Source organism: Blastococcus sp. SYSU D00669, assembly GCF_054050715.1.
Genome location: NZ_JBJGZV010000053.1, coordinates 1 through 15900, shown reverse-complemented (window position 1 = coordinate 15900; position 15900 = coordinate 1). Strand labels below are relative to the sequence as shown.

At 72.4% G+C, this 15900-nt stretch carries 17 protein-coding genes; 7 read left to right on the top strand and 10 right to left on the bottom strand.

The annotated features are described in order from the left end of the window. Positions 1–29: 29 nt before the first annotated feature. The 4 genes from ACI8AF_RS25045 to ACI8AF_RS25030 form a co-directional block, all read right to left on the bottom strand. Positions 30–713 (bottom strand): DUF6308 family protein, encoded by a 684-nt coding sequence (locus tag ACI8AF_RS25045; RefSeq protein WP_456542490.1) that lies wholly within the window; start codon positions 711–713, stop codon positions 30–32. Next, on the bottom strand, positions 710–1645 hold the full coding sequence (locus ACI8AF_RS25040; RefSeq protein ID WP_456542489.1) for a DUF7669 domain-containing protein: 936 nt from the start codon (positions 1643–1645) through the stop codon (positions 710–712). Before ACI8AF_RS25040 ends, ACI8AF_RS25045 begins: the two co-directional genes overlap by 4 nt. 126 nt (positions 1646–1771) lie before the next feature. Then, positions 1772–2212, bottom strand: a complete 441-nt coding sequence (locus ACI8AF_RS25035; RefSeq protein WP_456542488.1) for a hypothetical protein — start codon at positions 2210–2212, stop codon at positions 1772–1774. Further along, positions 2209–3825: a DUF4041 domain-containing protein gene (locus ACI8AF_RS25030; protein ID WP_456542487.1), complete on the bottom strand. Its 1617-nt coding sequence runs from the start codon at positions 3823–3825 to the stop codon at positions 2209–2211. The genes ACI8AF_RS25035 and ACI8AF_RS25030 overlap by 4 nt, the downstream gene beginning before the upstream one ends. 657 nt (positions 3826–4482) lie before the next feature. Between ACI8AF_RS25030 and ACI8AF_RS25025 the strand changes: the two genes are divergently transcribed. The 7 genes from ACI8AF_RS25025 (at position 4483) to ACI8AF_RS24995 (ending at position 10107) form a co-directional block, all read left to right on the top strand. Next, positions 4483–4608, top strand: coding sequence for a hypothetical protein (locus tag ACI8AF_RS25025; RefSeq protein ID WP_456542486.1), 126 nt, complete (start codon positions 4483–4485; stop codon positions 4606–4608). An 80-nt stretch (positions 4609–4688) separates the two neighbouring features. After that, on the top strand, positions 4689–5081 hold the full coding sequence (locus ACI8AF_RS25020) for a hypothetical protein (RefSeq protein ID WP_456542485.1): 393 nt from the start codon (positions 4689–4691) through the stop codon (positions 5079–5081). Next, a complete protein-coding gene (locus ACI8AF_RS25015; RefSeq protein WP_456542484.1) occupies positions 5078–6586 on the top strand; it encodes a Mu transposase C-terminal domain-containing protein in 1509 nt (502 codons plus the stop codon). The genes ACI8AF_RS25020 and ACI8AF_RS25015 overlap by 4 nt, the downstream gene beginning before the upstream one ends. Beyond that, complete coding sequence (locus tag ACI8AF_RS25010; protein WP_456542483.1) at positions 6583–7359, top strand: AAA family ATPase; 777 nt, start codon at positions 6583–6585, stop codon at positions 7357–7359. The genes ACI8AF_RS25015 and ACI8AF_RS25010 overlap by 4 nt, the downstream gene beginning before the upstream one ends. Then, complete coding sequence (locus tag ACI8AF_RS25005) at positions 7356–9467, top strand: helix-turn-helix domain-containing protein (RefSeq protein ID WP_456542482.1); 2112 nt, start codon at positions 7356–7358, stop codon at positions 9465–9467. The genes ACI8AF_RS25010 and ACI8AF_RS25005 overlap by 4 nt, the downstream gene beginning before the upstream one ends. Continuing rightward, a complete protein-coding gene (locus ACI8AF_RS25000) occupies positions 9464–9823 on the top strand; it encodes a hypothetical protein (protein WP_456542481.1) in 360 nt (119 codons plus the stop codon). Before ACI8AF_RS25005 ends, ACI8AF_RS25000 begins: the two co-directional genes overlap by 4 nt. Further along, a complete protein-coding gene (locus ACI8AF_RS24995; protein ID WP_456542480.1) occupies positions 9820–10107 on the top strand; it encodes a hypothetical protein in 288 nt (95 codons plus the stop codon). The genes ACI8AF_RS25000 and ACI8AF_RS24995 overlap by 4 nt, the downstream gene beginning before the upstream one ends. A gap of 94 nt (positions 10108–10201) precedes the next feature. On the opposite strand, the gene ACI8AF_RS24990 is transcribed toward ACI8AF_RS24995, so the two are convergent. The 6 genes from ACI8AF_RS24990 to ACI8AF_RS24965 form a co-directional block, all read right to left on the bottom strand. Beyond that, positions 10202–11656: an SAVED domain-containing protein gene (locus ACI8AF_RS24990; protein ID WP_456542479.1), complete on the bottom strand. Its 1455-nt coding sequence runs from the start codon at positions 11654–11656 to the stop codon at positions 10202–10204. A 61-nt stretch (positions 11657–11717) separates the two neighbouring features. Next, complete coding sequence (locus ACI8AF_RS24985; RefSeq protein WP_456542478.1) at positions 11718–12218, bottom strand: Mov34/MPN/PAD-1 family protein; 501 nt, start codon at positions 12216–12218, stop codon at positions 11718–11720. Next, on the bottom strand, positions 12215–13498 hold the full coding sequence (locus ACI8AF_RS24980; RefSeq protein WP_456542477.1) for a HesA/MoeB/ThiF family protein: 1284 nt from the start codon (positions 13496–13498) through the stop codon (positions 12215–12217). Before ACI8AF_RS24980 ends, ACI8AF_RS24985 begins: the two co-directional genes overlap by 4 nt. After that, complete coding sequence (locus ACI8AF_RS24975) at positions 13489–14019, bottom strand: hypothetical protein (protein WP_456542476.1); 531 nt, start codon at positions 14017–14019, stop codon at positions 13489–13491. The genes ACI8AF_RS24980 and ACI8AF_RS24975 overlap by 10 nt, the downstream gene beginning before the upstream one ends. Next, the gene (locus ACI8AF_RS24970) at positions 14016–15020 is read right to left on the bottom strand and encodes an SMODS domain-containing nucleotidyltransferase (RefSeq protein WP_456542475.1); all 1005 of its coding nucleotides are present in this window, start codon (positions 15018–15020) and stop codon (positions 14016–14018) included. Before ACI8AF_RS24970 ends, ACI8AF_RS24975 begins: the two co-directional genes overlap by 4 nt. Before the next feature lie 115 nt (positions 15021–15135). Next, positions 15136–15675 (bottom strand): helix-turn-helix domain-containing protein, encoded by a 540-nt coding sequence (locus ACI8AF_RS24965; protein ID WP_456542474.1) that lies wholly within the window; start codon positions 15673–15675, stop codon positions 15136–15138. Positions 15676–15900 lie beyond the last annotated feature (225 nt).

Genomic DNA, 15900 nt, shown 5'->3' with positions numbered 1-15900 from the left:
CCAACGAGGTGAGGCGATCCCCGCCTGCGTCAGAGGCGGCCTGCACAGCCGCTGAGCATGTGATGGGGACCGTGGCGCATCCACACGATGACGTCCAGGACCCGCAGCGGCGTGATCTGCGGTGACAGGCCGGCCGCTTCGCGCACGACGAGCAGGCGGTCGGCGAGTACTCCCCCGTCCGCGGCGAACATCGCGGCGAGCCAGTTCCACAGACCGGCCGGTCGGCCGTAAGCACAGCGGACCACCCGGTCGTACACCGGGATGAGGCGGGGTCGCTTGCGGGCCAGGACCTTGTCGGTGATGACCCAGCCCATGCCGTAGGGCTCCTCCAGGAGGTCCCAGGCGACGCGGGCGTGTGACGAGGTACCGAAGAGCTGCACAGCTGCGGGGTCGCTGATGCTGACGTCGGTGGGGATCTGTTCGAGGTGGCGGGCGATGTCGGGCCCGAGGTTGCCCTCGAGGAGCTGCAGGGCGACGTCTCCGGGGACGTGGACCTCGAGCAGGGTCACGGCGACCAGGTCGTCGAGGGTGATCTGGTTGGCCGTCTCGGGCCGGTCGCCGCCACCGCCGATGAACTCGAACCGGCTTCCGGCGTAGTGCGGGGCGACGCCTTCCGGAAGGTCGGGTTGGAAGTAGCTGCGCAGGTCCGCGATCGCCTGTGGGTCGTCGACCACGGCGAGCAAGTCGGCAAGGCCGATCGACTGTCGGATCACAGGGCCTGCGCCTCGGTCAGGCGGTACAGGCCGCGACCCACGCGGGTGAGGTCGGCGTAGCCGGCGACGCCGTCGCCGTTGGCCTCGGCGCAGAGATGAGCGCCCATCATCGTGCGGATGGTGGTGTCGGCGTAGCCGGTGCCGCGCCGGCGCATCTCGGCGATGACGTCGGCCATCGAGAAGTCGGACCGCCCGGACCGCGTGACGACCGCGTGCGCGGCGGCGAGAATCTCGCTGCGGGCACCGTCACGGGTGCCGCCGCTCGCCGCGGCGGGGACCGCGGGCGCTGGCTGCTGCGGGGCGGAGTCAGCTGGCTGCGGTGATGGGTTGCCGGCCGGCAAGCCGTCGACTCGATAGGCGAAGAGGGTCAGCCCGGCACCCACTGGTGCGGCCAGGGCGCAAGTGGCGGTGACTGTGTGCGGCAGCTTCGCGCCACCGACCGCGCGGGCCGCCGTCTCCGGCAGCCCGGCCACGGCCAACGGGGTGAGCTCCACCATCTGGCCGGGCACGTCGGTCCAGCGCAGTCCACCCCGCTGGCAGGCTGCGGCCACGTATCGGGCCAGGCGCTCGTTGAGGAGCTGCACGACCCACCGCTCCTCGGCCGGCACGACCGCCACCCGCAGGAAATCGCGCAGCAACTCCCCCAGCGTCATCGTGTCCGGCGAGATGCCGGTCTTGCTGTCCCGCGGGTACTTCAGCTCGATGACCGCCAGGCCGGCGTCGTCGACGACCAGGTCGAGCTTGCCGCCGGCCAGGGCCGGTGCCGGTACCTCCAACGCCAGACGTTCCGGTGTGACGCCGAACGTTTCCAGCGCCAGGACGGTCTCGTGGCGGACGGTGTCCTCGGTCAGCAGATGTGTCCGGCCGGCCGTGCGGTGAGCCGCCAGGCGCTCAGCTACCTGCCCCCAAAGCGAGGGCCAGTCGAGGTCCACGTGCGCAGACTCCCACGCCTTCGCGCGATGCGACCCTGGGCCGCCCGAAGTGCCGCACCTGGCGGCGACAGCTCTGGGTTTCGTCGACAGGAGTGCTCGACGAAACGGCACCCGAGGACGGCTCCCTCAACGGCCGGCGTCCTGGGCCGGGTGCTCGGCGAGAGCCTGCAGTTGCCGGTGGGTCAGCTGTACGTCAAGCAGCCTGCGCATCAGGCTGTGCCTGGCCCGCTCGAACGGGCTGTCGATGGCCGCGAACGACCGCAGGTCGTTGCCCAGCCGGCCGCGACCTGTGGCGTCCTCGGCGGCCTCGTGCAGGTCCAGCTGCACGGCCTCGACTTCGCGGGTGAACCGGGCCATCGCCTCCTGGGCGTTCGCCACGTCCTCCCGGTACTGCGCGCGGACAGCCTCGACGATCCATCCCGGCGAGGGGATGTCCTCGGCCTGGAGGTACCAATGGCCTCGCTCACCCTTGCGGGCCGGGACCTTCCGCGCCTCGCAGAGCTCGCGCAGGACCTCGAGCGGCACCCCGGCCGACTTCGCGGCCTGCCCGACAGTCAGCTCGCTCATGCCGTGCGCGCCTGGCCGGTGTGCGTCCGCGCGGCGAGGCTCTGGCGGTACTCCAGGGCCTCCGGGAAGTCCTCGAAGTGCAGCAGGTCGCCGGCGAGTTCGGCGAGCAGCGTCTTCACCTCGGCGGCGGTGGCATGGAAGAACTCCCGCCGCGGGTTGACCACGTTCACCCGCTTGTCGGCCAGCCGCTGGTGCAGCGCGGTCTCGATGCCAACGGCGTCGTCGGAGAAGAACAGCGCGTGCACGTCGTAGCGGAACGGGACGGACGCGTCGCCGAGTTCGCGGACCCGGTCGAGAGGGTCCAGGCGGCGGGTCATGCCCACCTTCACCATCTCCGCGCCGAACGCGCCGATGTTCGAGATGACGTACACGTAGCCGGCGCGGATGTTGGCCGCCCGGTAGTCGACGTCCTCGATCGCCCGGCCGATCTCGTCCAGCTTCTCCTGCAGCCGGGCCGCCCCGTCGGGGTCGCCCTTGTCCAGCAGCGCCTGACGGGCGTTCAGGTAGTGCTGGCGCTCCTTTTCCAGCCGCGCCTTCTCCCGCTCCATCTCCTGCTGAGCGGCGCGTTCCTCGCGAAGACGGGCCTTCTCCTCCCGCTCGCGTTCCTTCTCCTCGGCGACCTTGGCCACGTAGTCGGCAGTCAGCTCCAGCTCACGGATCCGCAGCCGGTGGTAGGCGTCGGAGATGCGGATGTCCATGGTCTTGCCCAGCCGCATGATGGTGGTCGCGACCTTGGTCAGCCGCTCGATCGCCGCGTCCAGCTTGTACGGCTTGAGTCCTCGCACCAGGTTGTCGGCCTCGGCGTTGTACGCGCGCAGCAGCAGCTTCGAGAAGTCCCGCACCATCGTCCGGCCCTGCGCCAACGAGCCGTTGACCGTCCAGTTCGTGCTGGCGGTGACCGCACCGCCGTCCTTCTTCGTCATCGCCTTGATCTGTGCCTGGAGCGCCGCCAGTTCGGCCTGGTAGGCCATGGCCTCGCTCAAGGGGTGCCGATAGGTGTAGACGCCGACCTCCTGCAGCAGCGCCTCCTCCTGGGTCACGACGACCTCGTGCCGCAGCTGGGCCAGCTGCCCCTGCGTCTTGTCACGCTGGCGGGTCAGCTGCTCCAACTCCTGCTCGGTGCGACGGCGGGCGTCGGCGGCCTGCTGGGCAAGCGTCGCAGCGTGCTGGTCCCGCTCGGCGTGCAGTTCAGCCTGCAGCTGCGCGAGCTGCTCACGGAGGGCCTCGGCCTGAGCCTCCAGGTCGGCGACGGTCAGCGCGCCGAGCCGGGCCAGCTGGTCACGCAGCGCCGCCACCTCGGCCGTCAGTTCCCGCACGCGCCCGCGCGCCCGGAAGATCGACACCTTCTCCTCCCCCTCGGCTGGCAGGGGCGGCGCCGCGGCCGTCTGCGGCACTGCGGCCGTCGGTGGTGCTGTGGGCGCCGCCGGTGCGGTCGTCGCAGAGCCGTCGCTGGTCCAGAACTGCCAACCCGCCGGCGCCGGTCCCCACGCCGGGTCTGGCTGCCAGCCCGCCGGCGGCACCCAGCCCTCGGGCGGAGTGGGCCAGGTCGGCGGTGTCTGGAACCGCTGTGCCATGGAAACCCCCGTGCTGTCGACGACCATGTCGCCGGTCATCTTGCGGTACGCCTACGACTCGTTCGAACGGCACGCCGCCACAGGGCGACCGCGGGCACCGCGGACGCCGCTGCCCTGTGGACGAGCCGCCCCGAGGCGGGTGGGGGTGCCAGGCTCGTCATGCCCGGCTAGGCCACGTGCCGCGGCCCACGTCGGCGAGGTCGAGGAACCCCGGGTGCCATCGACCGCCCGTGAACGCGGCCGCCGCCGGGGACGCATCTCGCCGGTGGGAATCGGCGGCCGCAGCCCCGCTCGGTGCCGTAAGTATCAGCGATGTTGGTATCACCGATGTTCGTATCACCGATGACACCCTTGTCACCGGCCGGCGACGCGAGGCGCGGGCGCCCGGCATCTGACCGACAAGTCTGCGCTGCCCGCTGGTCTCGAAGCGGCCACCGCGCACCCCGAGCCGACCCTTGCCGGAACTTGATCTTGCGCTCGATGACCGCATGATCGAACATGCGTTCGAACAACCGATCGATTCCAGCGGCTTGAGCGCCCCTGGAGTCCGCTGCCCTACGGGTTGGTGGGCTTCGAGCAGTTGGGTTGCACGGGCCGACCGGTCGCGTCTGACGGGTGCCAGATGGTGGGGGGCATCGGCACGGTCCCCGTCCAGTGCGCCGACCGGTGCACGGACAACCGAGAGGACCGACGAACGTGAACGCCGTCATCGACCGCCCCCACGCGGCCGAGGCCCAGGCCGCCCCGCTGCCCCGCGGGCAGGGCAAGGGCCAGGGCTACCGAGGATTCCACCCGGCGAGACCGCACTGGCCGAGCACCTGACCGCCGCGGCCAGCGGCCCGGCATGGGAGCGCGCCGCGGACGCCCTGCTGCTGGCCGGCCGGATCATCTCCGTGCACGGCATGCCGAGCCGGCACGCCGCCGCGCGTCAGCAGCTGGCCGGGTTCCTCGGGGTGTACGACCGGTTCTTCCACCTGCCCAGCCCCTGGCAGCTCAGCCCGGCCACGGCACCCGATTCCCCGCTCACGTGGCGGACCCCGCGCGGGGACGCCCTCGTCGACGTGGTGCGTACCGCACCCTCCAGCCACCCGCTGGTCGACCCCGCCCTGCAGGGCCGGGTCCGCGCCGTCGCCGTCTGGGCCCGCGAGAGCGGTCTGCGACTGGCCGGGGTGCGGGTGCTGGCGCTGTGGGCGCCGGCGACCTCGCTGCTGCACAACGCGGCGACCGGGTTCGAGCCGCTGGCCGTCACCGCCTTCGGCGGCGGCCTGGTCGCATCCGCCGGGATGACCCGATGACCGCCGGCTGGAAGCGGCGCGCCGCGCTGGCGATGCTCGTCGCGGCGCAGCGCCCGGATGGGTCCGTTCCCGAGGATGCGGTGCGCCGCGCAGCACTGGCCGCCGGCGTGTCCACCCGGCAGGTGCGCCGCTGGCTGAAGGCGAACGCCGTGCACCTCACCGACGGCGTCGCCGGGGTGCGCGACATGCCCGACCCGGCGCCGCGCGCCGGCTGGCAGGTCACCCCGAACATCCTTGCCGTGGTGTCGGCGACCAGCACCCTCAAGGCGGCCTGGACCCAGCTGCGGGCGGCCGACCCGGCGACGCCGTCCTACCCGGCGTTCACCGCGGCCCTGCGGACGTACACCGACAACGGCATCGCCCGCGCCGTGAAGGGCGACGGCGCCCGGACGCTCATCGCCTCCCGGATGTACCTCAAGGTCGAGGAGACGGAGCGCAACGCCCGCTGGGAGCTCGACAGCCAGGAGGTGCCGGTCTTCGTCATCCCTAGCCGCGGCAGCAAGCCGGTCAAGCTGCACCAGACCACCGTCATCGAGTGCAAGCACCGCATCGTCATGGCCACGGTGTTCACCCCCGGCCCGCCGCGCGCGGAGGACATCGCCGCCTGCATCGCTCGCGGCGTCATGGGCCGCACATACCGCCTCAACGGGCAGGACGTGTGGGTCGGCGGCATCCCCGACCAGATTGTCTGGGACAACGCGAAATCCAACCTCGCCGACCTGGTGACCGCGCTGGTCGTCTCGCTGGCCACCATGGGGTCGGCGGTCACCCCGTACGCCGGCTGGGAGAAGGGCAAGATCGAGTCCTGGCACGCCACCAGCCAGCGCGAGTGCTACAGCACCATGCCCGGGTACACCGAGGGCCCGGCGTCGTTCACCGGGCACCGGTACTGGGGCGACCACACCTCCGGCGCTCAGCTGCTCGGTGAGGACCTGCTCGTCGCCCAGGCCGAGCGTTGGGCCTTCGAGTACTACAACGCCGACCGCCTGCACGGGCAGCTGAGCGCCACCCCGCTGCGCAGCTGGGCCGCCGACGCCAACCAGCTGCGCCGGGCCACGCCCGAGCAGCTCATGCCGGCGATGCTCACGGCCAACAAGGTCCGCACCGTCAACAAGAACGGCATCCGGTTCGAGGGGGTCGACTACGTCGCCGCCGAGCTCAACCGGCTCGTCCGCCGCAAGGTGACCGTCCGGCACCTGCCCAACATGGAGCTCGAGCGGCTGTTCATCGAGGTGTTCGACGGCGACGAGTGGGTGTGCACCGCCTACCCTTCGCACACCCTCACCCCCGCTCAGCGGGTGGCGCTGCTGGCCGAGCGTCGGCGCCAGTACGAGCAGCTCCAGGAGGCGCAGAAGGACGGTGCCCGCCGCCGGCGCGCCATCGCCGACGTCACCCGGGCGACCGACGGTGCGCAGACGACCTACGGGCAGAACGCCGCCGAGCTGGCCGTCGACGAGCTGGGAGCCGACGTCGACCTCTTCGACGACGAGGAGGTTCCGGCGTGACCGGCCGGCACCTGCGCGGCCTCACCGGGGTCGCCGACGTGCGCACCCTGGCATTCCGCCGGGCCATGCTGATGCTGAAGCACGCCACCGACGACAACGACATCGCCGCGTTGGTCGGCGAGCCCGGCACCGGCAAGACGTTCGCCGCGCTGGCCTTCCTCGAGGAGGTCAGCGCGGCCGGCCGGGAGACGGTGTTCCTTCAGTCCGACGTCACCGCCACCCACACGCAGATGACCGCCCGGCTGCTGCAGAAGCTCACCGGTTCGCGCCCGACCGGGGAGAGCTTCTACCTCACCGACGAGCTGGCCGAGCTGCTCACCGAGCGCTCCCCCGTGGTCGTCGTCGACGAGACACACCGCGCCCAGGCCCGCGGTCTGGACCAGCTGGTGTACCTGAAGGAGAACGCGCCGGAGTGGATGCTCGTCCTCATCGGCAGCGAGCTGGCCGCGCGGGCCGCAGCCGTGCCGGGCGTACGCAGCCGGATTCGGGGCCGCACCGCGGAGTTCGGGGCGCTGGCCGGCGCCGAACTGCTGGCGACGCTGCGGGCCTGGCATCCGCTGCTGCACGACGCCGACCCCCAGCTGCTGCAGCGCATCGACGCGCGCTACTGCTCAGGCAACTTCCGTGCCTGGGCGCAGCTGGTGCGGTCGGCCGAAGACGCCAACGACGAACTCCGTGCCCGCGGCAAGCCCATCCATTCGACGCTAACCACCAAGCTGCTGGGTAGCGCCGTCGCGTTCGCCGGCTTCGACAACTGGGAAATGCCGGCATGAGCGACCAGCTCCTTCCCGCCTCGGGGTTCACCGTCGTCCACGTCCGCAACGACGACGACGTTGTGCTCCAGGCCAGGCACGCCAACGACCCCGACCGCGGTCGGCTGGCTGTCCGCGTCCGCCCCGGCATCCGGACCACCGACTGGCTGACCCGGGACCTGCTCGCCGCCCTCGGAGTTGACCTACAGGCCGCCGGCAACGGCCGCAACGCCGACCAGAACCTGCAACTGCTGCCGGTCCGGCTCATCGCCCGGCACATCACCGACGTGCTCGTCACCGGCGCGGAGTCCCTGACCCCGACCATGCTCACCGACCTCGTGCTGCTGACCGCGGCCGCCCGTGCCCGGCTGTGGCTGGTCACCGCTCCCCCGGTGCAGGAGACGCTGAGCCTCGCCCTGGCCGACTGGTGTCCCACCGAGGTGAACGTCAGCGACGCCGGCGACTGGTGGCCGCGCCTGATCGCCGACGCCGAGCAGGTCCCGCGCGCCGCCGCGGACGACGACGAGTCGGCCGACGATGTGACCGCGTCGCCCGCCGAGCCGCAGCGATTGCCGCTGGTCGACGCCACCACGCTGCTCGCCGCCGCCCGGCGGCTGCTGCCCCCCGCCGAGGCCGAGTGGGTGAACGCCCGGCTCCGGACGGCCGTCGAAGACGCCGGCGAAGCGCTGGCCGCTGCAGCCGACGACCCGGACCAGACCACCGACCGGGTCGCCCACTGGCTGCTCGACCGGTACGACCGCGCCGGCACCCTGCCCCAGTTCCTCACCGACGTCCGCGGCCTGCAGGTCGCCGGCCTGTGGCAGGGCCTGCTCATCCAGGTCGACGTCCCTGCCCTCCTCGGCACCGCCGCCGCGGCACCGTCGGCCTCCGCGCGCACCCCGGAGGTATGGCAGCGTTTGCGCGCCTACCGGTTGCCGGTCCGCGGTGCCGCCTGCGCCCTGGCGGCCGCCGGGCTGGGCTCGACCGCCATCTGCGGTGTGACGCTCACCGACACCGCCGCCGACGGCGGCACGGTGATCGTCGCCGGGCGGGTAGTGCCCATCGAGCCCAACGCCGCCTCCTACGTCGCCGAACAGCGCCTGCTGCGCCTGGCGGCCGGCGCGCCGCTGGACGCCCCGCTGCTGACGAAGAGCAACGGCAACCCGCTGAACGACAAGGGTCTGGCCCGGATGCTGTCCGGGGCACGCAGCGAGGTCGGCGTCGTCGTCACCAGCCGGCTGGTGGAACGGAACGCCCCGAGCGGGGCGACGACGCTGCGCCGCTGGGGGCTGACCATCACCGCCATCGGCGCCCCGGTCGCTGGCGGCCCCGACACCGCTCACCCGACCACCTCCGGCGGCGGGCAGCCGCCGCCCGGCGAGGCACCGCTGCTGGACGTCGACCTGCTCAGCCGACGCCGGGTCGAGATGCACCTGTCCCGGGGCGACGTCGCCAAGCACCTGGGCGTCACGTCCGCGACCGTCAGCCGGCTCGAGTCCGGGGTCAACCACGGCGAGCAGCCCCTAGCGCTGCTCCTGCGCCTGGCCGGCTTCCTTGGGCTCGACCTCGCCGACCTCCTCCCCCGGACCCCGTCAGCCAGCACCCACGCGACCGCGAGCGACGGGAGCTTCCCCGGTGGAGCTGCCGCCGCCGATGCCCGGCTGGTCGGGGCGTCGCTGCACGCCCTCGGCGTGCTCGTTCCGGTCGAGGCCCTCGCCGAGGTCCTCGGCTGGGATGCAGCCCGCCTCGACGCCGCGCTGGCCGCCCTCGAGGTGACCGCGCCGGCCGTCGGGCTGCGGGTGCACCGGCTGTACAACCGGGTCTCCCTGGTGCGTGCGGCGGACGCGCTGCCGGCCGACCAGCTGGCCGCGGTGCTGCGCCACGACGCCGCCCGCACCGGCCTCAACCCCACCCAGGCACGGCTCGTGCTCGCCGCCCTGACCCGGGCGGTCACGCCGTCCGCCGGACGCGGCGGCCACCACATGCTGGCGAGGTCCAACGCCGACAAGGTCGCAGCCGCCTCCCTGGTCGGCGCCTGCATCCTCACCACCGACGACAGCGGTGACCTGGCGCTGCACCATGACGCAGCGGCGTCGCTGCTCGTGCCGGCCGACGGCGAACGGCCGTGAGTGCCGCCGCGACGAACGGCCTGCTGTTCGACATCGCGCCCGCCCTCGGCGACGTAGAGCGACTGCTGACCGGCTGCCAGCGGCGTCGCCAGCAGCTGCTCGAGGACGTCGGCCAGTGCGACCGGGAACTGCGCCGGCTGCACGCCCTCGCGCACGCGCTGCGGGAGCTCGCCGGAGAGTCCCCGGCGGCTGCGGTGGCCGGCCGGCTCGCCGAGAACGGCTGGTCGGGCAGCGGCGAGCAGCTGGTGAGCTCCGCCCGCGCGGTCGTCGCGCAGGCCGGGGACCTCGTGAGCCGCAGCCGCACGGGCTACGGCCGCACCGACGGAGCCCCGCAACGAACCGAGGAGAGCCAGTGACCGGACCACACGACCCCGCCGACGGCGGCGAGTCGCCCGCCGACGAGCAGGCCGACATCCATCTGGCCGACTGGCTCAGCCCCGAGCAGGCCGACGAGGCATTGCGGATCTTCGCTGCGCTTCGGGCGACACGTCGGGAGCGGGCGGAGCAGGCGGGTGAGTCCGGGGCACCGATGCGGTCGTGTTCAGTGCTGCTGGCCGACGACACCCCGTGCCTGCTGCCGTTGCCGCACAACGAACACCGCCAGCCTGCTCCGGAGGACGAGGGCAGAGCCTCCCCCTAAGCGGGAGCAGACGGGCCTGCTCGCTGTCCGGGTCGGATGGATCCTTGGCGGCTGCGACAGGCCCGATGGTCGGGGGTCCCGACGCCCATCGTGATCAGCCGAGTTGGAAGGTCGGGAAGTAGTCCTGCCAGTCGAACTCGTAGACCGTGGTGGTGGGGCGCAGGGTGTTCCATTGGTGCCCGAGAAGCAGCGCTGCAGAGGCGGGTGCGCTCATGAACAGGTGGATTCGGTCGGCGTCGCGGCTGGCCCGCCGCACGACGTCACGGGCGCTGCGTACCCAGGCGGTGAGCCACTCGTTCGACGGGACCGCGGTGGCGCCGGGGTCGCCGTCCGGGCCCAGCGTGAGCAGCGTCCTCACCGGCAGCTGCTGCTCGTTGATGTAGGCGCACACGTCCTCGGTGAGGTCGTTGGCGAGGGCGATGGCGACAGCCAGGTCCGCCCCCTCTTCGCCAAGGACCCGCTCGGTGCGCACCGTCGCCGCCACACCCGGTTCGGGCGGGGCGTCTGTTGTCCAACTCACGCCACGCTGGTTGACGGCGAGCACCCACCCGCGGACGTCAGGAAGGAGGTGGCCGACGGCGAAGTAGGCAGGCAGCCGCATGGCGCCGGTGATGAGGACCCGGCGCGCCTCGTAGGACTCCAGCGAGGTGCGGGCGCGGGTGAGGCTGTCCGGAAACCGGACCGTCCAGTCGGCCGGGTCAGCGGTGCGATGTCGGCGCCGCGGCTCGTCGCCGATGAAGCGGTCGACCCAGTCGACGGTCACGTTGGCCACGTCCGGGGCGGCGGGCCGGTCGATGCCGTGCACTGCGAGGATCAGCTGCGTCGCGGTGGCAAGCAGCCTGCGCTGGTCAACGATGCGGCGCAGCTCGTCGGGGGTCTGTCCACCGCGACCGGTTTTGACCAGGTCGCGGATGATGCCGAGGCCGATCTCGACCGCGGCGTCGTCGTCCCGGAGGCCGGCGACCTTCATCAGGGGCTTGGCGTTGGCCCGCCAGGTCGACTCTGGGCCAGACTGCTCCCAGCGCACGGCGGCGAGGAAGCTCACCAGTTCCGCTTCCTCCACACCCAGGTGCACGGCCCATGCCGTCCGGGTCCGGCCGGCGGCGGTCGTGGCACGGACGGCTTGTAGTTCGTCGACGCGGATGCGGCAGTCGAGAAGGTCCCGCATGGCACCGAGCAACGGGTGCGCGGTGTCGAAGCCGCGGTTGGTCAGCAAGGTGAGCTGGAACGGCCGGTCAGCTGCGGCGAGGGTCTGCCACGTGCGGTGGAAGTGCTGCAAGGGGCTGCGCCCGGTCTTGGTGGCCGGAGTAGTCAACCAGTGGTCGGTGATCGCGACGTCGCCTGCGTTGGAGCTCTTCACCTGGAAGAACTGGTCGGGTGCGTTGTCGTGTCGGCGCACAGCGACGTCGTCGAAGGAACCGGCTGCGGGGTCCTCCACGCTGATCGAGGCGATGCCGGGTTCGGTCAGCGCCGTGCAGGCGTACCACCAGGCGACGGCGTACTGGTAGTCGTCTCCGCGAACTGCGGCGGCGCGGGCGGGCGGCTTCATGTCCCCACCGCGAGGGTCAGCGCCATCTCGGCACGAACTTGGTGGTTCGGCGGGTTGAGGGTCAACGCTGGTCCTTCCGGACGGGTGCGCAGGGCGGGTCGATGTCGATGGGCAGCTGGCGCAGTACCGAGCCGGTGAATGACCAGGCGAACAGGGCAGGTCGCTGCCATCCCGTGTCGGCGTCGGGCAACACGATGAGGGACAGCAGCCGAGTGAGGCCGGTGTCGGGGTCGTCAAGCAGTTGGCGGTACGTCCACAGGTCGGTTGCGCTCGGGGCGGGAAGGTCCACCAGATGGGTGTGCCATTCCCCGATCCATTCCGAGCCGTCGGTAGCTGCGGCCGCGTCGGCGAGCGCCTGAGCGTGGACGACGTCACGGCTGAACCGCCGCTCGTGACGTGCCGCTCCGGCACCAGCGTCGCCGCAGTGGCGCACGTGCAGGTCCCCACCTAGTCCGCCGTCACGCCCCAAGACGATGCCGCCGGTTTCTCGTCCGTCGGCCGATTCGGCGGCGAACCCGACAAGCGCCCTCAGCGCCGGGCGGGTCATGAGGACGCGGGTCACTGCCCGCAGGTGGGGCAGTCGGGCCGCTGCGGTGCCGCGGGCAGCCACTGCACGCCGCCGGGGGGCACGTCGAACGGCGGCCCGTATTCCGCCGTGTCCCCACCAGGGCGCAGGCCCAGCATCGCGTACTCCCCGCGGATGCTCTGGTCGTGGTGGCCGTGTGCCTCCAGCACCGTGGCGACGGCGACCTTCGCGGCCAACTGCCCGACCATCTGCAGATCCGAGCCGACGGCCGTCATCGGCAGGTGCCGATCGCCGGTGCCGTATGGCCGGTCGATGGCCGGCTCGGGGTCGAGGACGCCGTCGTCGATGAGCTGCTGCCGCTGGCAGAGCAGGCAGCCGTGCCCAGGCCATGGGCGCAGCCGAAGAACCTCCCCGACCGACCCGTCGAGCAGTACGCACGCCAGCACGGACGGGATCCGGCTGCGGCGGGCGAGGTGGCTGACCACCCTCCGGGGAGCGACGCCGTCGGGTGCGCCGACGACCACGTCACTGGCGTCGAACAGTGGTCGCATCTGGTCGGCGGCGGCGATGACGCTGAGCCGCAGCGGATCAACCCTGGTCCCTGGCCAGCGCGTCATGATGGCCTCGGCGACGGCATCGACCTTGTACCGGCCGACGTCGCGCCTGGTTGCCGTGTGCCGGACCAGGTTGTGCCACAGCAGCCGGTCGGGGTCTACGAGGGACAGATGGCCGACCCCGGCCATGGCGAGGGCGTGCGCTGCGGCGCTGCCGATGCTGCCGACCCCGACCACTGTGACTCGGGTTTCGGCGAGGACGCCGACTGGCCAGTCGGCGGAGAGCGCGGCCGTCGGATCGGCCTTCGGGCCGAGGAAGACGGTGACCATCTGCGGCAGGACGACGTCGTCGACGACGGCCCACGCCGCCCACGGGTGCGGCGAGTCCGGCTCGTGGGTGAGCAGGACGGCGGCTGCGTCGTGGCCGGTGACGCGCCAGGCGGGGAACTTGGCGGCGAACGCGTCCAGCGGCACGTGGGCGCCGAGGCGCAGCATGAGGCGGTGCTGCTCGTGGAGGCCGGGGATTGCCCGGTACCACCAGGCGCCGCTGGTCCGGTCCACATGTTGCAGCGCGGACCCGCGCAGGGTGTCGCGGCTGATGTCGACCCGGGGACCGTCCCGCTCACTGACACCGACGGCCGCGATGACGTCGTTGACCTCGTCGAGCTTGTACTGGACTTGACCCCAGGTTGCGGAGGAGGAGCCGATGGTTCGGGCGACGTCCTCGCAGATCAGCACGACCGCGCTACCGGTCAAGAACACGCCGCGCCTGCCTCCGCCAGCAGTCGGTCCTGGGAGTCGTCGGTGACGATGCCCGACATCGTCATCGCCTCAACTAGCCCACGGGAGAGCAGCTGGTACTCCAAGTACCAGCCGCTGATCTTTGGAACGAGCTCCGCCGCTGCGGCCCTGGGGTCCCAGAGAGATGCGTCCTGCAGGAGGCACAGAGCGCTGTCCGGAAGAACGTGCCAGCTGGTCCACCCGAAGGCGACGTTCGGCAGGTCGACGTTCAGCGGATAGACGGCCGGCTCGACCATCGGAAAGGCATGCCCACACTTGATGCGCACCTGCAGTGGCTGCCCGGCCACCAGCGCCGACAGCCCGGAGGGCGCCGGTCGGTCGAACGGCCACAGCGGCACCGGGCCGGTCCATCCGCCGGAGGGCTCCTCGTCCGCTGTCAGCCAGCGCAACCCGGGTGCTGCCTGGTGCATCGCAGCCAGTTCACGCTGAAGGCGGTCAGACTCATCGGCCCACCAGCTGCGCGGGTTGCAGTGATCGCTCACCCCTGGGGGGCCTCCTTGACCCGCGGCCGGGCACTGCCCAGGAGCGCTGGCGCCCCGGTGATGACGCCCGGCCCGGTGCCGTCGTTTGCCGGCGGCAGGGGGAAGTCCGGCCCGAAGACGGCGTGCCACAGCCGCACCGCGCGCGCATCCTCCCCGCGCCCCTCCGCGGCGACGGCCCGCGCGGCGAGGTCGGCCGCCTCCAGCAGCTGCGCCCGTACGGCGACCCGGTCGAGGTCCGGCTGGATCTCCCCGCACAGGCCGGCCGGGTCGTGCACGCCGGCCATCACCGCCGCGGCTGCGGCGGTGAAGAACCGCTGCAATGCGACCTGCCGGGTCAGGTCCCCGTTCGCCGGCGGACGGGGCATCCGCTCAAGCACCAGCACTTCGGCCACCAAGGACTTCATGTCCAGCCCCACGTGGTCCTTCCATGCCTTCATCACCCGGACCATGGGGGCGAACCTGTTCCATTCGGCGTGCCGCTGGGCGACCGCGGCGATGAGGAACTCCGGATTCACCGTGGCCCAGCGGTCGTGCTTGCGCTCCGGCACACGCAGGCCGCCTTCCACGCGCAGCGCGGGCATCACCTCGACGGCAAACGCGTCCGGGTCGTCCGGGTCGTCGAGGAAGCACTTGACGACGTGGTTGCGCAGCAGGGTGTAGCGGACCTTCCGCGCGTGACGACCGTTGGTCGCCCCCAGCAGTTCCGTCACCCGGTCGCGCACATACCGCAGGGCCTCATCCGCGCTGCCCGGCCCGGCGTCCCAGGTGGGGTGCATGGCCGGGTCGAAGACCATGATCAGGTCCACGTCGTGGATGGGGTCGCGCTGGGTGCCCCGGGCGAGGCTGCCCGACGGCAACTGCTCGGTGCAGTCGGGCAACGTCCGGAACGCCTGGCAAAAGACGTCACGCCGCCGCCGAGCTTCTCGTACGTGCTCGGGGTCTGCGTTCACCACGGTCTGGAACCGGTCGAACGCCGTTGTCGGCTTCATGTGGTCACCCATCTCCACCTGCCCCCATGGGCGGGTCTGCACCCGAAGTGCATCACCCGGCACTGACAGTTCCTGGACTTCGATGCCCGGGAGCCCGCATCGCCGTCAGACGGCGCGCATACCTCCGTCACAGCAGATCCGCCTCCTGCCGGGTCGCCTCCGCCTCGTCGGGCGAGACGTTCACCCACACGCCAAGGGTCTGCGCGACGACGGAGGCGAACCGCCACAGCGGCCCGAACCCGGCGCGGCCGGCGCGGACGTAGACGGTGCCGTTCAGGTCGACCCGGGGCTCGAGGAGATCGTGGTGGCGGGCCAGGGCGGAGATGACCGCTCGGCCCGCAAGGACCTCGTCGCGAGTGGCGACACGGTCCTGTCCCGCCGGCCGGGCCAGGTCACGCATCGCGGCCCGGCCGGCCGACGCCGGCGGGCGGGGGTCGGTCACGTCGACGGTCTGCTCGATCCGCAGGCCCAGCACCGAGCAGACGGCGAAGAGGTTGTGCACGGCGGTCCACTGGCCGCGCTCGATCCGCTGCACCGTGTTCAACGCGACCCCGGCGGCGCGGGCGACGTCGGGCTGCTCCCACCGTCGTGCCCGTCGACGATCGGCGACGTCGCGGGCGATGGCCTGCCACCACTCGTAGGACTCCCGCAGCGTCCGCGGCTCCACGTCCGAGTAGTCCCGGTACGGCCACGCGTTCCCGGCCCCGGCCTCAGCCGGCGGCGGAGGCGCGTACGCGGTCCCGGCGACCCGACCACCGGTCTGGGCGCGCCGGGCGCCGGCGCGCGCACCGGTCCCGGGGGGGGGGGGGGGGGGCGGGGGGGGGGGGGGGGGGGGGGGGGGGGGGGGGGGGGGGGGGGGGGGCGGGGGGGGGGGGGGGGGGGGGGGGGGGGG